The 15,739-nt window shown below is 68.4% G+C and carries 18 protein-coding genes and 1 pseudogene; 15 read left to right on the top strand and 4 right to left on the bottom strand.

The window, feature by feature from the left end; translation table 11 throughout:
* The first annotated feature begins 23 nt into the window (after positions 1 to 23).
* The 12 genes from L3V18_RS00095 (at position 24) to L3V18_RS00040 (ending at position 9,793) form a co-directional block, all read left to right on the top strand.
* A complete protein-coding gene (locus tag L3V18_RS00095; protein WP_237052593.1) occupies positions 24 to 509 on the top strand; it encodes a DUF3293 domain-containing protein in 486 nt (161 codons plus the stop codon).
* 115 nt (positions 510 to 624) lie between these two features.
* On the top strand, positions 625 to 1,365 hold the full coding sequence (gene ccmA / locus L3V18_RS00090) for a heme ABC exporter ATP-binding protein CcmA (RefSeq protein WP_237052592.1): 741 nt from the start codon (positions 625 to 627) through the stop codon (positions 1,363 to 1,365).
* A 2-nt stretch (positions 1,366 to 1,367) separates the two neighbouring features.
* Positions 1,368 to 2,054, top strand: a complete 687-nt coding sequence (gene ccmB / locus L3V18_RS00085; protein ID WP_237052591.1) for a heme exporter protein CcmB — start codon at positions 1,368 to 1,370, stop codon at positions 2,052 to 2,054.
* 54 nt (positions 2,055 to 2,108) lie between these two features.
* Positions 2,109 to 2,873 (top strand): heme ABC transporter permease CcmC, encoded by a 765-nt coding sequence (gene ccmC, locus L3V18_RS00080; protein ID WP_237052590.1) that lies wholly within the window; start codon positions 2,109 to 2,111, stop codon positions 2,871 to 2,873.
* Positions 2,870 to 3,055 (top strand): heme exporter protein CcmD, encoded by a 186-nt coding sequence (gene ccmD / locus L3V18_RS00075; protein ID WP_237052589.1) that lies wholly within the window; start codon positions 2,870 to 2,872, stop codon positions 3,053 to 3,055. Before ccmC ends, ccmD begins: the two co-directional genes overlap by 4 nt.
* A gap of 25 nt (positions 3,056 to 3,080) precedes the next feature.
* The gene (ccmE, locus tag L3V18_RS00070) at positions 3,081 to 3,560 is read left to right on the top strand and encodes a cytochrome c maturation protein CcmE (RefSeq protein WP_237052588.1); all 480 of its coding nucleotides are present in this window, start codon (positions 3,081 to 3,083) and stop codon (positions 3,558 to 3,560) included.
* Positions 3,561 to 5,540 carry a heme lyase CcmF/NrfE family subunit gene (locus tag L3V18_RS00065; protein ID WP_237052587.1) on the top strand — a complete coding sequence of 660 codons (1,980 nt, stop codon included), beginning with the start codon at positions 3,561 to 3,563 and terminating at the stop codon, positions 5,538 to 5,540.
* Complete coding sequence (locus L3V18_RS00060; protein ID WP_237052586.1) at positions 5,537 to 6,106, top strand: DsbE family thiol:disulfide interchange protein; 570 nt, start codon at positions 5,537 to 5,539, stop codon at positions 6,104 to 6,106. The genes L3V18_RS00065 and L3V18_RS00060 overlap by 4 nt, the downstream gene beginning before the upstream one ends.
* A complete protein-coding gene (locus L3V18_RS00055; protein ID WP_237052585.1) occupies positions 6,103 to 6,567 on the top strand; it encodes a cytochrome c-type biogenesis protein in 465 nt (154 codons plus the stop codon). Before L3V18_RS00060 ends, L3V18_RS00055 begins: the two co-directional genes overlap by 4 nt.
* Before the next feature lie 11 nt (positions 6,568 to 6,578).
* A complete protein-coding gene (locus tag L3V18_RS00050; RefSeq protein WP_425493465.1) occupies positions 6,579 to 7,598 on the top strand; it encodes a tetratricopeptide repeat protein in 1,020 nt (339 codons plus the stop codon).
* A 158-nt stretch (positions 7,599 to 7,756) separates the two neighbouring features.
* Complete coding sequence (gene metX, locus L3V18_RS00045) at positions 7,757 to 8,917, top strand: homoserine O-acetyltransferase MetX (RefSeq protein WP_237052583.1); 1,161 nt, start codon at positions 7,757 to 7,759, stop codon at positions 8,915 to 8,917.
* A 282-nt stretch (positions 8,918 to 9,199) separates the two neighbouring features.
* The gene (locus L3V18_RS00040) at positions 9,200 to 9,793 is read left to right on the top strand and encodes a cysteine dioxygenase family protein (RefSeq protein ID WP_237052582.1); all 594 of its coding nucleotides are present in this window, start codon (positions 9,200 to 9,202) and stop codon (positions 9,791 to 9,793) included.
* A gap of 276 nt (positions 9,794 to 10,069) precedes the next feature.
* Here L3V18_RS00040 and L3V18_RS00035 read toward each other — a convergent pair whose 3' ends face one another.
* Positions 10,070 to 10,561, bottom strand: coding sequence for a DUF1269 domain-containing protein (locus L3V18_RS00035; RefSeq protein ID WP_237052581.1), 492 nt, complete (start codon positions 10,559 to 10,561; stop codon positions 10,070 to 10,072).
* 325 nt (positions 10,562 to 10,886) lie between these two features.
* Here L3V18_RS00035 and L3V18_RS00030 point away from each other — a divergent pair, with 325 nt between their 5' ends.
* The 3 genes and pseudogenes from L3V18_RS00030 to L3V18_RS00020 all read left to right on the top strand — a co-directional run.
* Positions 10,887 to 11,339 carry a DUF2214 family protein gene (locus L3V18_RS00030; RefSeq protein ID WP_237052580.1) on the top strand — a complete coding sequence of 151 codons (453 nt, stop codon included), beginning with the start codon at positions 10,887 to 10,889 and terminating at the stop codon, positions 11,337 to 11,339.
* Between the two features lie 3 nt (positions 11,340 to 11,342).
* Positions 11,343 to 11,834: a putative quinol monooxygenase gene (locus tag L3V18_RS00025; RefSeq protein WP_237052579.1), complete on the top strand. Its 492-nt coding sequence runs from the start codon at positions 11,343 to 11,345 to the stop codon at positions 11,832 to 11,834.
* Between the two features lie 18 nt (positions 11,835 to 11,852).
* Positions 11,853 to 12,154, top strand: a pseudogene (locus tag L3V18_RS00020) (integrase core domain-containing protein); the annotation flags it as partial.
* 3 nt (positions 12,155 to 12,157) lie between these two features.
* Here the strand turns inward: L3V18_RS00020 and L3V18_RS00015 are convergent.
* The 3 genes from L3V18_RS00015 to L3V18_RS00005 all read right to left on the bottom strand — a co-directional run.
* Positions 12,158 to 12,490 (bottom strand): low molecular weight protein tyrosine phosphatase family protein, encoded by a 333-nt coding sequence (locus tag L3V18_RS00015; protein ID WP_237052578.1) that lies wholly within the window; start codon positions 12,488 to 12,490, stop codon positions 12,158 to 12,160.
* A gap of 164 nt (positions 12,491 to 12,654) precedes the next feature.
* Positions 12,655 to 12,900, bottom strand: a complete 246-nt coding sequence (locus tag L3V18_RS00010; protein ID WP_237052577.1) for a hypothetical protein — start codon at positions 12,898 to 12,900, stop codon at positions 12,655 to 12,657.
* Between the two features lie 2,582 nt (positions 12,901 to 15,482).
* Positions 15,483 to 15,739 (bottom strand): transposase (locus L3V18_RS00005; RefSeq protein WP_237052576.1); only part of this gene is annotated, 257 nt, incomplete at its 5' end.

Below are 15,739 nucleotides of genomic sequence, written 5' to 3'. Positions count from 1 at the left end.
GCCGCTGCCGCGACACTGACCCGATGCGCGAGCTTCACGTCGTCGACGCCTGCGAGCTGGCCTCCGCCTATGCCGCCGCCCACTATGCGGTCGTCCTGGACGGAGACGTGATCGCGTTTCGCGTCGGCGAGCATGCCGGCGACGTCGAGGCGTACTGGGCGGCCCGCCGCTACGCCTTCATCACCGCCTGGAACCCGGCATCGCGGCCCCTCTCGGAAGAAGCGAACAATCTCGCCGACGGTCGCCTGGTGGCGCGGATCGAAGGGCTGGACCTGGTCTTCCACCCGGCCTGGGCCAGCGACCACGACCGCCAGTGGCGCGAGTCGGGCTGGCTGGTCGCGGATCTCGACCCGACGGTGCTGGACGCCCTCGCGACCGAATTCGGCCAGGCCGGCGCGCTGCACTGGGAGCATGGCGAACCGGTGCGGCTGCGGATGCTGCTGGCCCGTCCCCCCGACTGCGGAGAACTGCCGAGCGTGGAATGGTTGCAGCCCCCGGTCGAGGACTGACCCGCTCCCGCAGCACCGGCGGCCGGCCGGGAAAGCGGCAACGTCCAGCCACAGCCGCGTCGACGCCCCTTAGAATGTCCGCTCCGCGACCTCTTTGGTCGCCCGCCGCTTCCTGATGATCCGAACCGACCGAACCACCGTACCTGCGGATGCCTGTCCGCCGCCTTCCGTTTCGACCGGACCGGCCCTGCTCGAAGTCCACGGCCTGCGCTTCTCGCGCAACGACGTGCCGGTGTTCGGTCCGCTGGATTTCGAGGTCGGGGCCGGCGAGGCGTTGCTGGTGCAGGGCGACAACGGCTCCGGCAAGACCACGTTGCTGCGGGTGCTGGCCGGGCTGCTGCGCGCGGATGCCGGTGGAGTCGCGATCCGCGGCGAGCCGGCCGGACCGCTGTTGCGCGCACGTGCGCTCGCCTATCTCGGCCATCTGCCGGGGCTGAAGGCCGACCTCGGCGTGGTCGAGAACCTGCGGCACCTGTGCGGGCTGCACGGGCAGCGCCGGAGCCAGACGATCGAGGGCGCGCTGGCGGTGGTCGGACTGGCCGGCTACGAAGACACGCTCGCGCGCCAGTTGTCGGCCGGCCAGAAGAAGCGGCTGTCGCTGGCGCGGCTGTGGCTGTCGCCGGCACCGCTGTGGCTGATGGACGAACCCTACGCCAATCTCGACCTGGAGGGCATCGAACTGGTCAACCGAATGGTCCGCGCGCACCTGGACGCCGGCGGCGCATCGCTGGTCACCACCCACGGCGCCTATGCCGCGCCACCGGTGCGCACCCGGCTGCTGGCGCTCGGCAGGCCGTCGCATCCGAATGGCGGGCCGTCGGCACCGGCCGCCCCTGCATCAGAGCCGGGGACCTAACGATGGACGGCGATGTGAGCCTGCTCCAGTCCGCCCGCGCCCTGGTCGTACGCGACCTGCATCTGGTCTGGCGGCGACGCGGCGACGCGCTGCAGCCGGCGCTGTTCGCGCTGCTGATGGTGGTGCTGTTCGCGCTGGCGCTGGGCAACGAACCGGCGACCCTCGCCCGGGTCGCGCCGGCCGTGCTCTGGCTGGCGGTGCTGTTGGCCGGATTGTTGTCGCTCGACAGCCTGTTCCGGGGCGATGCGGAGGACGGCTCGCTGGAGCAGTGGATGCTGGCGCCGGTGCCGCTGGCCTGGCTGGTCGGCGTGCGCACCGCGATGCACTGGGCCACCACCGCGCTGCCGCTGCTGCTGGCCGCACCGCTGCTGGGCGAGATGCTGCACCTGCCGCACGGCCAGCTGCCGGTGCTGCTGGCCTCGCTGGCGCTGGGCACGCCGCTGCTGAGCCTGGTCGGCGCGGTGGTGGCCGCGCTGACGGTCGGGATGAGGCGCTCCGGTATACTGGTCGCCCTGTTGGCATTGCCCCTGTACGTGCCCATCCTGGTGTTCGGCGCGGGCAGTGTCACCGCCGCCGCCCAGGGACACGACGTCGCGGGCGCGATGCTGTTGCTGGCCGCCGGACTGGTCGTTGCGGTGGTGCTGGCGCCGATGGCGGCAGCCGCCGCGATCCGCATCGCACTGAACTGACAATCCTTTGCCCTCGCCCCTGGCCGCGTGCGTGGACGGGAGCGGGAGAAACAGATGAATCCAATCGTCCTCTGGTTCCACAAACTCGGCTCGCCGCCCTATTTCGACCGCTTCGCCGCGCGCTGGGCGCCGTGGGGCTACGGCATCGGTCTGCTGATGATGGCGGTCGGGCTGTACGGTGGGCTGTTCCAGGTCCCGGCCGACTACCAGCAGGGCGACAGCTTCCGGATCCTCTACATCCACGTGCCCAGCGCCTGGATGAGCCTGGCGGTGTTCGCGGCGATGGCCTTCTACGCGGCGATCGCCCTGGTCTGGCGGATAAAGCTGTGCGAGATCCTGGCGATGGCCTGCGCGCCGATCGGCGCGGCGTTCACCTTCATCACCCTCGCCACCGGTTCGATCTGGGGCAAGCCGATGTGGGGCACCTGGTGGGACTGGGACCCGCGCCTGACCACCGAGCTGGTGCTGCTGTTCATGTACCTGGGCGTGATCGGCCTCTACCACGCGATCGACGACCGCCGCGCCGCCGCGCGCGCCGCCGGTCTGCTGGCGATCGTCGGCGTGGTGCTGCTGCCGGTGATCCGCTACTCGGTGGTGTGGTGGAACTCGCTGCACCAGGGCCAGACCATCCGCCTGTTCGGCGAATCGAGCATGGACCCGAGCATGATCTGGCCGCTGCTGTGGGTCGTGCTCGGCAGCAAGTTCTGGTTCCTCGGCTCCCTGCTCGCCCGTGCCCGCGCCGACAACCTGCGCCGCGAGTCGGGCAAGGCCTGGGTCGCGGGGCTGTCCGCGCCGGTTGCCGTGGAGGCGCGCCGATGAGCTATCTCGGCTACGTGGTCGCCGCCTACGCGGTGTTCGTCGTGGTGATGGCCTGGGACTGGCTGGCGCCGCAGTTGCAGATCCGCCACGCGCTCCGCCAGGCGCGCCTGCGTGCGGCACGCGAGGCCACCCGGGCCGAGCGCGCCGCCGGCCGCACGGCTTCCGAGGAACTGATCCGATGAACCACGCCGACCTGAAGCCTGCCGCATGAATCCGACCCGACGCCGCCGCCTGATCTGGGTATTGGCCCTGATCGCCGCCGCCGGCATCGCCACCGTGCTGGTGGCGTTCGCCCTGCAGCGCAACATCGCCTACCTGTATACGCCCAGCGAGATCCTCGGTGGCGCCGCCGGCGCCCAGGTCGCCGGCGGCCAGAGCCGTTTCCGCCTCGGCGGCATGGTCGCCAAGGGGTCGTTCCGGCGTGCGGAAGGCTCGCTCGAATCGAGCTTCCGGGTGACCGACGGCGACGCCGAGATGACGGTCCGGTACACCGGCATCCTCCCCGATCTGTTCCGCGAGAACCAGGCCGTGGTCGCGACCGGACGCATGCAGGGCGACACCTTCATCGCCGAGGAGATCCTCGCCAAGCACGACGAGACCTACATGCCGAAGGAAGTCGCCGACAAGATGGGCAAGGCTCACCAAAAGCACGACGTCGAGCCCGCCGCGAACGAGGCGACGAACTAGGTGCTGCCCGAACTCGGACAGATCGCGCTGCTGCTCGCGCTGCTGGTCGCCGTCCTGCAGGGCGCACTGCCCCTGCTCGGCGCGCAGCGCGGCCTCGCCACCTGGATGGCGGTCGCCCGCCCGGCCGCCTATGCGCAACTGGCCCTGGTCGGCATCGCCTACGCGATCCTGACCCATGCGTTCGTCGTCCAGGACTTCTCGGTCGCCTATGTCGCCCAGCACAGCAACAGCCTGCTGCCGCTGGTCTACCGCTACACCGCGGTCTGGGGCTCGCACGAGGGCTCGCTGCTGTTGTGGGTGCTGGTGATCGCGCTGTGGACCGCTGCGGTCGCGCTGTTCTCCAGACGCCTGCCGGAGACGGTGATCGCCCGCGTGCTGGGCGTGCTCGGCATCGTCGCCGCCGGTTTCCTCGCGTTCCTGATCTTCACCAGCAATCCGTTCACCCGGCTGCTGCCGGCCGCGCTCGAAGGTCGCGATCTGAACCCGCTGCTGCAGGACCCGGGCATGGTGATCCACCCGCCGATGCTCTACATGGGTTACGTGGGCTTCGCGGTATCGTTCGCGTTCTCGGTCGCGGCGCTGATCGACGGCCACGTCGACGCGCGCTGGCTGCGCTGGACGAGGCCGTGGACCAATGTCGCCTGGGCGTTCCTGACCCTCGGCATCGCGCTGGGCAGTTGGTGGGCCTACTACGAACTGGGTTGGGGCGGCTGGTGGTTCTGGGACCCGGTCGAGAACGCCAGCTTCATGCCGTGGCTGGCCGGCGCGGCACTGATCCATTCACAGGCGGTCACCGAGAAGCGCGGCAGTTTCCGCAGCTGGACCCTGCTGCTGGCGATCGCGACCTTCTCGCTGTCGCTGCTGGGCGCGTTCCTGGTCCGCTCCGGCGTACTGACCAGCGTGCACTCGTTCGCCGCCGACCCGGCCCGCGGCGTCTTCATCCTGATCTTCCTCGGCTTCGTGATCGGCGGCTCGCTGCTGCTGTATGCGCTGCGCGCGCCGACGACCGGCAACGGCTCCGGCGGCTTCGAGGGACGGCCGTTCGCCGCCAGCTCGCGCGAGACCCTGCTGCTGGTCAACAACCTGCTGCTGACCACCGCCTGCGCGATGGTGCTGCTGGGCACGCTGTATCCACTGCTGGCCGATGCGCTGGAGCTGGGCAAGATCTCGGTGGGGCCGCCCTACTTCGCCCTCATGTTCACCCTGCTGATGGCGCCTCTCGTGCTGCTGGTGCCGTTCGGGCCACTGACCCGCTGGCAGCGTGAGCAGACCGTCAGACCGCTTGCGATGCTGGCGCCGTGGCTTGCGCTGGCGGCGGTCGCCGGCATCGCCGCATTCTTCCTCGCACCGCAGGGCCAATGGAAGGTCGCCGCCGGCCTGGCCGGTGCGGCCTGGGTCGGCCTCGGCACTCTGCGCTTCGTGTGGGCGCGGCTGCGGGCCAGCGGCCGGCTGACCGCGGAAATGGCCGGGATGGCGCTGGCCCACTTCGGCATCGCGGTCTTCCTGGTCGGCGCGCTGCTGACCGAGGGCCTGAGCCAGCAGCGCGAGGTCGCCGTGGCACCGGGCGAATCGGTCGAGCTGGCCGGCTACAGCTTCCGGTTCGACCGGGTCGAACATCACCAGGGTCCGAACTACGAGGCCGACCGTGGCACGGTCAGCGTGTTCGAAATCGGCGCGCTCGAGGACGGACACCGCCTCGCCGTGCTGCACCCGGAGAAGCGCGCCTATGCCAGCGGCGGCCAGGTGATGACCGAGTCGGCGATCTCGCGCGGCTTCACCCGCGATCTCTACGTCGCGCTCGGCGAACCGCTGGGCGGCGGCAGCTGGGCGCTGCGGGTGCACGTGAAACCGTTCGTGAGGTGGGTCTGGGCCGGCGCACTGCTGATGATGCTCGGCGGCGTGGTCACCGCCTGCGACCGCCGCTTCCGTCTCGCGCCTTCCGCCCGCCGGCAGGACAACCCGCAGGAGAGCCCCGCATGACCGACGCCCCCCGCTCCGCGATGCGCTGGCTGCCGCTGGTCGTGGTCGCCGCACTCGGCCTGCTGCTGGCGGCCGGCATCTGGCTCAGCAGCCGGCCCGACCGCGAGGCCCTGCCGTCGCCGCTGATCGGCAAACCGGCACCGGCGTTCGCGCTGCCGGTGCTGCACGAGGCCGGCCGGCTGGTGTCGTCGGAAGAACTCAGGGGCGCGCCCTACCTGCTCAACGTCTGGGGCAGCTGGTGTCCCGAGTGCCGGGTCGAGCACCCGGTGCTGACCCGCTTCGCCGAGACCAAGCGCATCCGGGTGATCGGCTACAACTGGAAGGACGAGCACGCCGACGCGATCCGCTGGCTGGAGCAGTACGGCAACCCGTACTGGCTGGTGCTGGTCGACTACGAAGGCAAGGCCGCGATCGACTGGGGCATCTACGGCGCGCCGGAGACCTTCCTGGTCGACGCCGATGGCATCGTCCGCTGGAAGCACGTCGGCCCGGTCGACGACGACGACATCCGCGACGAACTGCTGCCACTGCTCGACCGCCTCGACGCCGGGGCCGCCACGCCATGAACGGTGACGCCGCGCTCCGGCACGCCTGGCGGGCGCTGCTCGTGCTCGCCCTGTGGCTGGCAGCTGCTTCGGCCTTCGCCCAGGCCGGCGCTGCTGCCGCGCCGCCCGAGTTCCGCGACGCCGCTGAGGAACGGCGTTTCCACGCGCTCCTGGTCGAGCTGCGCTGCGTGATGTGCCAGAACCAGTCGCTGGCCGATTCCAACGCGCAGATCGCGATCGACCTGCGCCGCGAAGTGCTCGACCTGATGCGCGAAGGCCGCAGCGACGCCGAGATCGAGGCGTTCCTGGTCGAGCGCTACGGCGAGTTCGTGCTCTACCGCCCGCAGGTGAAGTCGCGGACCTGGCTGCTGTGGTTCGGCCCGGCCCTGCTGTTGCTGATCGGCGGCATCGCGGTCGCGGTGATCGTGCGTCGCCGCAGCGCCGGCGCGCCGGTGCCGCCCGACGACTCGCAGGAATGGTGATGGGCGGCATGATGACGGACAACCCCGCCATTCTCTTCATCGCCCTCGCGGGCGTGCTGACGACGCTCGCGCTCGGCTACGTGCTGCGTCCGCTGTGGCGGGGCGCCCGTGGCGTCGGCGCGGCCCTGGTCGTCGCGCTGGCCGTGCTGACCGGCACCCTGTACACCACCGTCGGCACGCCCGACGCACTGGATCCGGCACGCCGCGCCGCACCGCGGACCCTCGACGCCGCGATCACCCAGCTGGAAATCAAGCTGGACCAGGATCCAGGGCAGCCCGAAGGCTGGCGCCTGCTCGCCCGCGCCTACGCCAGCAGGGGCGACATGGAGGACGCCAGCCAGGCCTATGACCGGGCGGTCCAGCACGCACCGGACGACCCCGACATGCTCGCCGAGGCCGCCGAGGCTCGGGCGATGGCGGCGCCGCAGCGCCGTTTCGACGCCAGGGCCGTCGCCATGCTCGAACGCGCCATCGAGCTGCAGCCGATGCACCAGCGCGCGCGCTGGTTCCTCGGTATCGCCCACCGCCAGGCCGAGCGGCCGGTGGACGCGGTGAAGGTCTGGGAGCCACTGCTGGAGGTAGTGGACGCCCGCACCGGTGCCGCCCTGCGTGAACAGATCGACCTCGCCCGCCGCGAGGCCGGGCTGCCGCCGCTGCCGGCTGCGGAACCCGCCGTCGCGCCCGCGCCCGGCATCACCGTCGCCGTCTCGCTGGATCCGCAACTGGGCATGCAGTTGCCGCCGGATGCGACCCTGTTCGTGATCGCGCGCCAGCCGGGCGGCCCGCCGATGCCGGTCGCGGTGAAGAAGCTGCCGGCCACCGGATTTCCGCTCACCGTCGCCCTTGGCGATGGCGACAGCCCGATGCCGACGATGAAGCTGTCCCAGCTCGACCGGGTCGAACTGATCGCGCGCATCTCCGCCAGCGGCAACGCCACGCCTGCCAGTGGCGACTTCGCTTCGCAGCCGGTCCTCGTCGGCACCGGCAAGGATGCCAGGGCCGCGCTGCTGATCGATCAGGCGGTGCCCTGAGATGACGCCGCGGGCCGTCGGAAGCGGTTCCGGCAGACCGCCATAACCGATCGGCATCTTTCCACGGCACGACATCGCCGGGCGTTGCAGGCACACTTGGCCGCTGGCGCGCGGCTGCCGCGCGCCGAACGTCACCCGAAAGGACACGCTCCCGCCGCATGACCGAGTTCATCCCCCCCGGCACCCGCTACATCGACCTGCCCTCGCCATTTCCGATGAAGCGCGGCGGCGAGCTCCACCAGGCCCGCATCGCCTACGAAACCTGGGGCACGCTGGCCGCCGACCGCGGCAACGCGATCCTGATCGTCACCGGGCTGTCGCCCGACGCCCATGCGGCCTCCAACACGACCAATCCCGAACCCGGCTGGTGGGAGGCGATGCTCGGCCCCGGCAAGCCGATCGACACCGACCGCTGGTTCGTGATCTGCGTGAACTCGCTGGGCAGTTGCAAGGGTTCGACCGGACCGGCGTCGCTCAATCCGGACAGCGGCCGCCGCTACGCCCTCGACTTCCCCGACCTGTCGATCGAGGACGGCGCCCGCGCCGCCGCGGCGGTGGTGGATGCGCTGGGCATCTCCCGCCTCGCCTGCCTGGTCGGCAACTCGATGGGCGGGATGACCGCGCTCGCGCTGCTGACCCAGCGCCCGGGCATCGCCCGCAGCCACGTCAACATTTCCGGCGCCGCCCGCGCGCTGCCGTTCTCGATCGCGATCCGCTCGCTGCAACGCGAGGCGATCCGGCTGGACCCGAACTGGAACGGCGGCAACTACGACGACGCGCGATACCCCGAGTCGGGAATGCGCATGGCGCGCAAGCTCGGCGTGATCACCTACCGCTCCGCACTGGAATGGGACGGCCGTTTCGGCCGCGTGCGGCTGGATTCCGACCGCGCGGACGACGAGCCGTTCGGGCTGGAATTCGAGGTCGAGAGCTATCTGGAGGCGCATGCGCGCCGGTTCGTGCGCCGCTTCGACCCGAACTGCTACCTGTACCTGAGCCGCTCGATGGACTGGTTCGACATCGCCGAATACTGCAGCCAGCGCTGCGGCGAACACGATGCGGACGCCCGCAGCGCGCTGGCCGCGATCGGCCGCGCCGGCCTGGAAAAGGCGCTGGCGATCGGCGTGCACACCGACATCCTGTTCCCGCTGCAGCAGCAGGAAGAGATCGCCGAGGGCCTGCGCGCCGGCGGCTGCGACGCGGCTTTCCTGCCGCTGCCGTCGCCGCAGGGCCACGACGCCTTCCTGGTCGACTTCGAACGCTTCGGTCCGGCCGTGGCCGGATTCCTGGACAGCCTGCACGTCTCCCACTCCCCGTAAGAGCTCAGCCGGAGCCGGTCGCGACAGGCGCTCATTCATTGGGGGTCCCTCGCCGCTCGCACCCCTCCTGCGCAGCCCCCGGTGCGTAGCCCCCCATCGCGGCCCAGCCCGTAGGCCGGGTCCATCGACGAACTGCATGCCCCCTGTGTGGGAGCAGCGGCGCAGGCCGCGATCGGGCTTCACCGAAGACGCCGGTCGCGGCTCACGCCCCCAATGCAGCCCCGGACGCAGCTGGCGGCGTTGCGGTGTGCGGCCGTCGCGGACCCGCCCTACAATGACGCCATGAGCGCCCAGACCCTCCCGGACCTGCCCTTCCCCGGCCACGACAAGCTGCTCCAGGCCCTTGACGCGGCGGTCGCCAGCGGCGACGAGCACGCGATCACCGCTGCCCTGCGCGGCACCCTGTGCCGGATGATCCGCGATCGCGACGTCGCCCTGCCCGCCTGCGTCTACGAACCGATCGACGACCACTACGCGCGGCGCGAGATCTACCGCAGTCCGATCCATGGCTACAGCGTGGTCGCGATGACCTGGGGCCCGGGCCAGGGCACGCCGGTGCACGACCACTGCGGGCTGTGGTGCGTCGAGGGTGTCTGGGACGGCGAACTGGAGATCACCCAGTACGAGCTGCTCGAGCGCGACGGCGAACGCTTCCGCTTCCGCGCCGCCGGTGGCATGCAGGCCGGCCCCGGCAGCGCCGGCAGCCTGATCCCGCCGCACGAATACCACACCATCCGCAACACCAGCGCCGACGAGGTCGCAGTGTCGCTGCACATCTACAAGGCCCCGATGGAGTGCTGCTCGATGTTCGTGCCGCAGGAGGGCGAATGGTTCGCCCGCCTGGACAAGTCCCTGGACATCGACGACGCGCACTGACCGGGCCACACTCCCGGCACGCCTTGCCGGCGGGCACGGAGATCAGGCCCACCATCCCGGCTCCCGGGCATCGGCAGGCATCGAAGAGCCCAAGCAGCGGCCCGCCCACCCTCCGACCAGCCCGGAGCGAGCGCCCGGTTCGCTGGTTCCGCGCAACCCGGCCACTCCGTCGACACCGGAAGAACGGTCATCCCCGGCTTCGTTGGTGGCGAGCCTGTCGAACCATGCACGGAATCGAGCGGCGAATCGGGCGGCGCCGGGCTTTGCGGAGCCCTCCTAACGCATTGCCGCCGACGAGTGGTGGTCGAGATGGACCGCGCCGCGCTCGCCCAGGCGCTGTTCGAGCATCTTCTGGGTGTCCTCGTCGGCATCGACCACGACCAGCACCCGTCCGGCGTCGATCTGCTCCTTGAACTTGCGCCGGACCGGGTCCGGCAGTGCCGAGCCCATCAGCGCCGAGGCCCAGGCACCGACGACCGCACCCACCGCGGCCATCAGCGCGATACCGAGGGCACCGAGCGGCACGATCGCCAGCCCGAGCAGGCCGATCACGATCCCGGCCAGGCTGCCGTAGCCGGCACCGCGGACCGCCGCCGGCATGAAGTCGGTGTCGGCCTCCTTGCGCTCGTTGGGCACCTGGCCCAGCTCGATGTCCGCGCGCGCGACCAGCGCGATATCGCGATCCGGCACGCCACTTTCGCGGGTCAGCGCAACGACCTCGTTCGCATGCTGGATGTCCCGCGTGCAGAACACATGATGCTGTTTCACGTCGGCCTCCCCGTCGGAGCGATGGTTGCAGGAGACGAGCTGCGGAGGACGGCCGTGCGGAGCGTCGGGGATCGATCCGGAATGGATGCGCTCTCCCGTGGCGCCGCATCCTGACCGGACGGCCGGCGGAACGCCCGCCCTGTAGGCGACACCTAAGCACAAGCCGGCTTCACGCAGGGCGAAGCCGGCGTGATGGCGGTATTCACAAATCCGCAGGTCCTGCTGCCGGTCTCCGGCAGCAGCCCCGTGAGCCCCCATCTTGCCGGGCTTGCGCAGGGGCGGCGGCATCGCTAGCGTGAGCCCGCCTTTCGCCAGGGATGTCCCCATGCTCACCGACCTGCTGCTCGCCGCCGCCCATCACCTGCTGGTATTCGGACTGCTGGTGATGCTCGTGACCGAATCCGTGCTGCTGCGCGGCGAGGTCGGTTCCGCGACCGCCGGCCGCCTTGCGCGCCTCGACGGCGGCTACGGCGCCTGCGCAGTGCTGCTGCTGGGCGTCGGCGTGCTGCGGTTGTTCTACGGAGTGAAGGGCTACGACTTCTACCTGCACAACCCCTGGTTCCACGCCAAGATCGGACTTTATGTCCTGACCGGCCTGCTCTCGGCGTTGCCGACGCTGAACTTCATGCGCTGGCGCCGCGCGCTGCGCAGCGACCCGGGGTTCACGCCGACCGCGATCGATGTCGCGCGGGCGCGTCGCATCGTGCACCTGGAGCTGCTCGCAATCGGCGCGATCTTCGTGCTGGCCGCGGCGATGGCCCGTTACGGCGGGTTCTGAGCGATGTCCGGCACGCCGCGGGCCGCGGGCGGCTCTGCCGACTCTGCCGACGCGTCCTCCCTGCCGCGGGCCGCAGGCCGGCCAACCGCCTTCGACACCGACCTGGTCCGACGCCGGATGCTGATCGCCGGCATCGCCGCCCCTCTTGCCGCCGCCCTGCCCGGCTGCGCCACCCTGGATGGAGACACGCCCATGTACGGACTGATCGGAAAGATGCGCGCCGCTCCCGGCCAGCGCGACGCGCTGGTCGCGATCCTGCTCGAAAGCGTGCACGGCATGCCCGGCTGCCTGAGCTACGTCGTCGCCGCTGACCCCACCGACGCCGATGGCATCTGGATCACCGAAGTCTGGAACAGCGCCGACAGCCACAAGGCGTCGCTGTCGCTGCCCGCGGTCAGGGATGCGATCACGCGTGCCAAACCCCTGATCGCCGGGTTCGACCAGCACATCGAAACGCTCCCGCTCGGCGGACACGGGCTGACGCGCGCCGGGTGACCGCACCACCGGGACCGGGGAATCCGCTTCCGCCGGGACCTGACCGGCAACGGCGCCTGCTACAGATCACGCCGCTTTTGCCGGCTCCTCAAGCACCCTGGGCTTCGCCACAAACGGACCCGGCCTTCACCGCACACCAACGGCAAGGCCGAGCGACGGGGCCCGGCCGTATTGCGGGAATGGGTCTACGCACGCTGCCATGACAGCTCCGACCAGCGCTTCCCCACTGGCTGCACCACTACAACCGGCACCGCCCCTACGCCAGCCTGGGCTACAAGCCGCCGACCGGCCGACCGTCGCTGAACAACGTACCGGGTTTACAGCTAGAAGGCCGGCAGAAACCGCGTGACCTTCTGGCGCAACAACTGGACCAGCACCGGATCCATGTAGTCGTACTCGTCAGGTATGTCGAGACAGATGACCCGTTTACCACGCAAGTGAGGGCGGAACTTCCTGGAAAGCTTGTTTTGGTGCGCCTTCTCCATGACGAAGACGACGTCGGACCAGGCAAGAAGCTCGGGCGACACGGGATTACCGGCATCGTTGCCGAGACCGGCCGACTGGGTCTCGATGCCCGGCCAATCGGCGAAGACCTGTTCGGCGGTCGGACTGCGGAGCCGGTTCTGGGTACAGATGAAGAGAACGTTGCGTGACAAGAGGGTTCTGCGCCTGGCGTATGTGGCGGGCCGTATCGTGCTTACAGGCTCGACCGGGAGGGCTCCGGGAGCGACTCTCCGCAAGAAGGTCGTGCCGGTCAACCCCCGTCGACGCTGCTTCGCATGGCTCCTCCGACATCCAGAAGGCCCGTCCGACTCATCGATCATCTGCGCCAGACGCGTGCGGTCACCTGGTCAGGATCCCAGTCGGTCGTAAGCAATCCGGCGTACATCGTATCCTCCTCGTCCGTGGAGTTGGCATGGAAGTACGTGTTCAGATCCTTGACGTAGACGCTGCCGGCCTCGATCGACTTGCTCTCGAACATGTCGTCGTCGACCCGGCCGTAGACGGTGACCTCGCCACCATCGAGCAGCCTGTAGCCCTCCTGGCACCAGTCCCATTGGCGCATCCACCGTGCCGGCGATGCTCAGCCACGCGTCATCGGGCTGGGAAATCGGTTGCGCGGCCCAGGCCGGCGTGCAGATCATGCAGGCAAACGCCAGCGCATGAGCGGTCTGCTCCCTCCTCTTCGCGACGCCCTCGCTCGAGAATGTCCGCAGGAACCGATCGAAATCCGTCACGTTGGAAATGGTGACGATCATGATGCCTCCCTAAGTCGAGTCGTTGCCGGAATCCCTTGAGCGCGAACGCAGCCCGGCAACGTCCAGATTCGTCGAAGGTGACCAGGGTGGTGAGGCAAGCTTGCTCTCTGCCTGGATGCCATGCCCTCACGCAGCCCCATGCGGGACCAGAGCCGCTGAGCGGCATCGAGGCACTCATCACCTGCATGAGAGCAAAGCCCAACGTCCAGGCCCGGCCACTGGTTGCGACCCTCAACCGTTCGTCCTCCGGGGCGAGGCCAACGCCCCATCACCTTGCGGATACTTTGCGATGTCTTCTGTGTCGCCCTGCGCCGCCCGGCGACTACCGGCCAGCCCAGATGGACCGCCGGTTACGTCCTCACCGGATTGCCGGCCGTCGGACTCGCGTCCCTCATCAATGCCCAGCGGCGATGACACTGGTCCCCCGCCACTACCTCACGGATTCCCTCAGCTACTTTCCCGGATCTGGCATGTGGAAAGACGCGATCGCTTGAGCTACTTCGAGCGGCGCACCAGGAAAACGATGAGAGTCACGATCCCGATCAAACCCAGCAGTATGAAGAGGTGCCAAAGGCTCATAGGACGATAAACCTCCGATAGGTGACGTGACCATTTCTTGACGAAGAAGGCAAGCCTCAACTACTGGCGAGCGAACGATCGTTGGCTCGCGCCCGGCGCTCAGCAAGGATCGACCACAAGAACTGCGCGGCCTGAGCGACCAGGCACCAGCGCGACACGCCTGGTCCAGGAGACGGGCGATCTGAGCTTTTCAAGGAGTAGCTGGGGGGCTACACGACGACCCAGCAAATTCAGGACTATGTCCGCACGAAGGTGACGCCGTTGCGAGGACGCTCCCCCTCGACCGGGGCCGCCAAGCTGCCTAGGCCTTGGCTCCGGGCTCGGCGAATCCGAAGACCGGGAAGTCCGCTACTCCAATCCCGGACACACTCAACTGAGTCAACAGCCTGTGGTACCGGAGGTGGGACTCGAACCCACAAGGTTTTTAGGCCGGCGGATTTTGAATGCGCGTGCGAGTGTAGGATTTACTACGTTTCCACGGCAATTTCCGCTCCGCAATCTCACCGTTATCCGTATCGTGAAACCCTTGCGCGGCAAGGGCCCGTCTTAGATTGCGGAGCAGCTTGGCGGCACACTGCCGCCACCTGGAGCGTCCCGAGATCACAACGATCGCCCAGACGAGCGAGAACTCGAGCCGAGCCCAGCGCCCAGATCGCAGTCTGACCGGCTCAGCAGCATCCAGCCCTAAGCCATTCCTCTCCTGCCCAACGCCGACGCCGGCGTGGGTACTGCTGTCGCGCCGGCAACTCAGGCGCGCCAGCGAGGCCGTCCAGCGCCAGAGCCGAACCCGCCAATAGTTGCCCATCGGAAAAAGGTAATCTTGGTAACCTGCACAGAACCAAGTCGCAAATCTATAATAATTTCAATCAGATATGGCGACAATTGGACGGTAACTATTGAGGTAACTCATGAGTAACTAGTTACCTTTTTCTGAGGTGACTGCATGGCTCAAATCCCCCTATACAGATCAACAACTTAGGCCGGGATTACCCCTGAGGTTACCTCAAGTTACCGTTGAAAGGTAACCTCACTACTCCTTTAGAATCAGCGTGTTACGGATGTTTTTCGGGAGTGGTTACCTTGGTTACCCTTTTCCGATGGTCAACCCAATTGGGGAAGGCGGTGGCGTTCGTGGCCAGAACAATCGCGAGGATGTCCGCGCGACCGTTCCACGATTGAGACGATAGATGCGAGCTGTAGCCAGCCGCCCGACAGGGCCTCAGAACCGCCCTGCGCGCGTCGGTATGCGTCGCCGCGGCCACCCTTCAGATACCCCGCCCACGCCCAGCGTGGCGCCCCTGATTGGGCGCCTGGCATCTGAGTCGAAAGGGACACAAATGGTAAGCAGGCGAGGTGGGGGGACGACTGCGCGCGCTCCACATCTACAAAGCTTCTGCCCTGGTGCTGTCGCTGCCCTTGGGTATCCAACTTGACCGGTCTTACACGGGCCTGCACGATTCAGCTATCACCCCATTTCTGGGGCCTGCTAGGAAACACTCATGACTATCAATCACACCGGTAAATGCGCTGACTGCACCGCTGGCAATCCTTCGGAGGTATGCGTCGAGATTGGACAGGATGTGCATATCAATGGTGGGTCGGCCGGCGACACTGACCACTCTTTCCTTCAATGCCAAACTTGCGGCTCTGTTCTCGTCCGTATCCGGGACACCGGCGGTCTTGGCGGCAACGGCACCTTCTACCAAGTGCTTACTCGTGGCCTCTACTAGCCGCAGGCCTAACCATTCATTCAAGCCGAAGCCGCTTCGCGGCTCGGCTTAAATCAGCAACTGTCTTGTGAGCCCAGCTGTCAGGCAGTTAAGGCCCCTTCCGCACGCAGCTCGTCACGCCGTCTGGCATTGACGATGCCCAGCAGCTTGCGCATGCAGGCGACCAGCGCGACCTTGCCCAGTTTTCCACGGGCCCGCAGTTGCTGATAATGCGCTTTCATCAGCGGATCCCAGCGTACGGCCGAGAGCGTGGCCATGTAGAGCGCCACCCGCATCGGGGCTCGTCCGCCACGAACGCGGCGCTTGCCTTGGCTTTGCCCGCTGTCGCGATTCATCG

Source organism: Marilutibacter chinensis, from assembly GCF_021725675.1.
GTDB classification, from domain to species: domain Bacteria; phylum Pseudomonadota; class Gammaproteobacteria; order Xanthomonadales; family Xanthomonadaceae; genus Marilutibacter; species Marilutibacter chinensis.
Note: the sequence above shows the minus strand (reverse complement) of the source record. Positions and strands in the feature narration are given on the sequence as shown.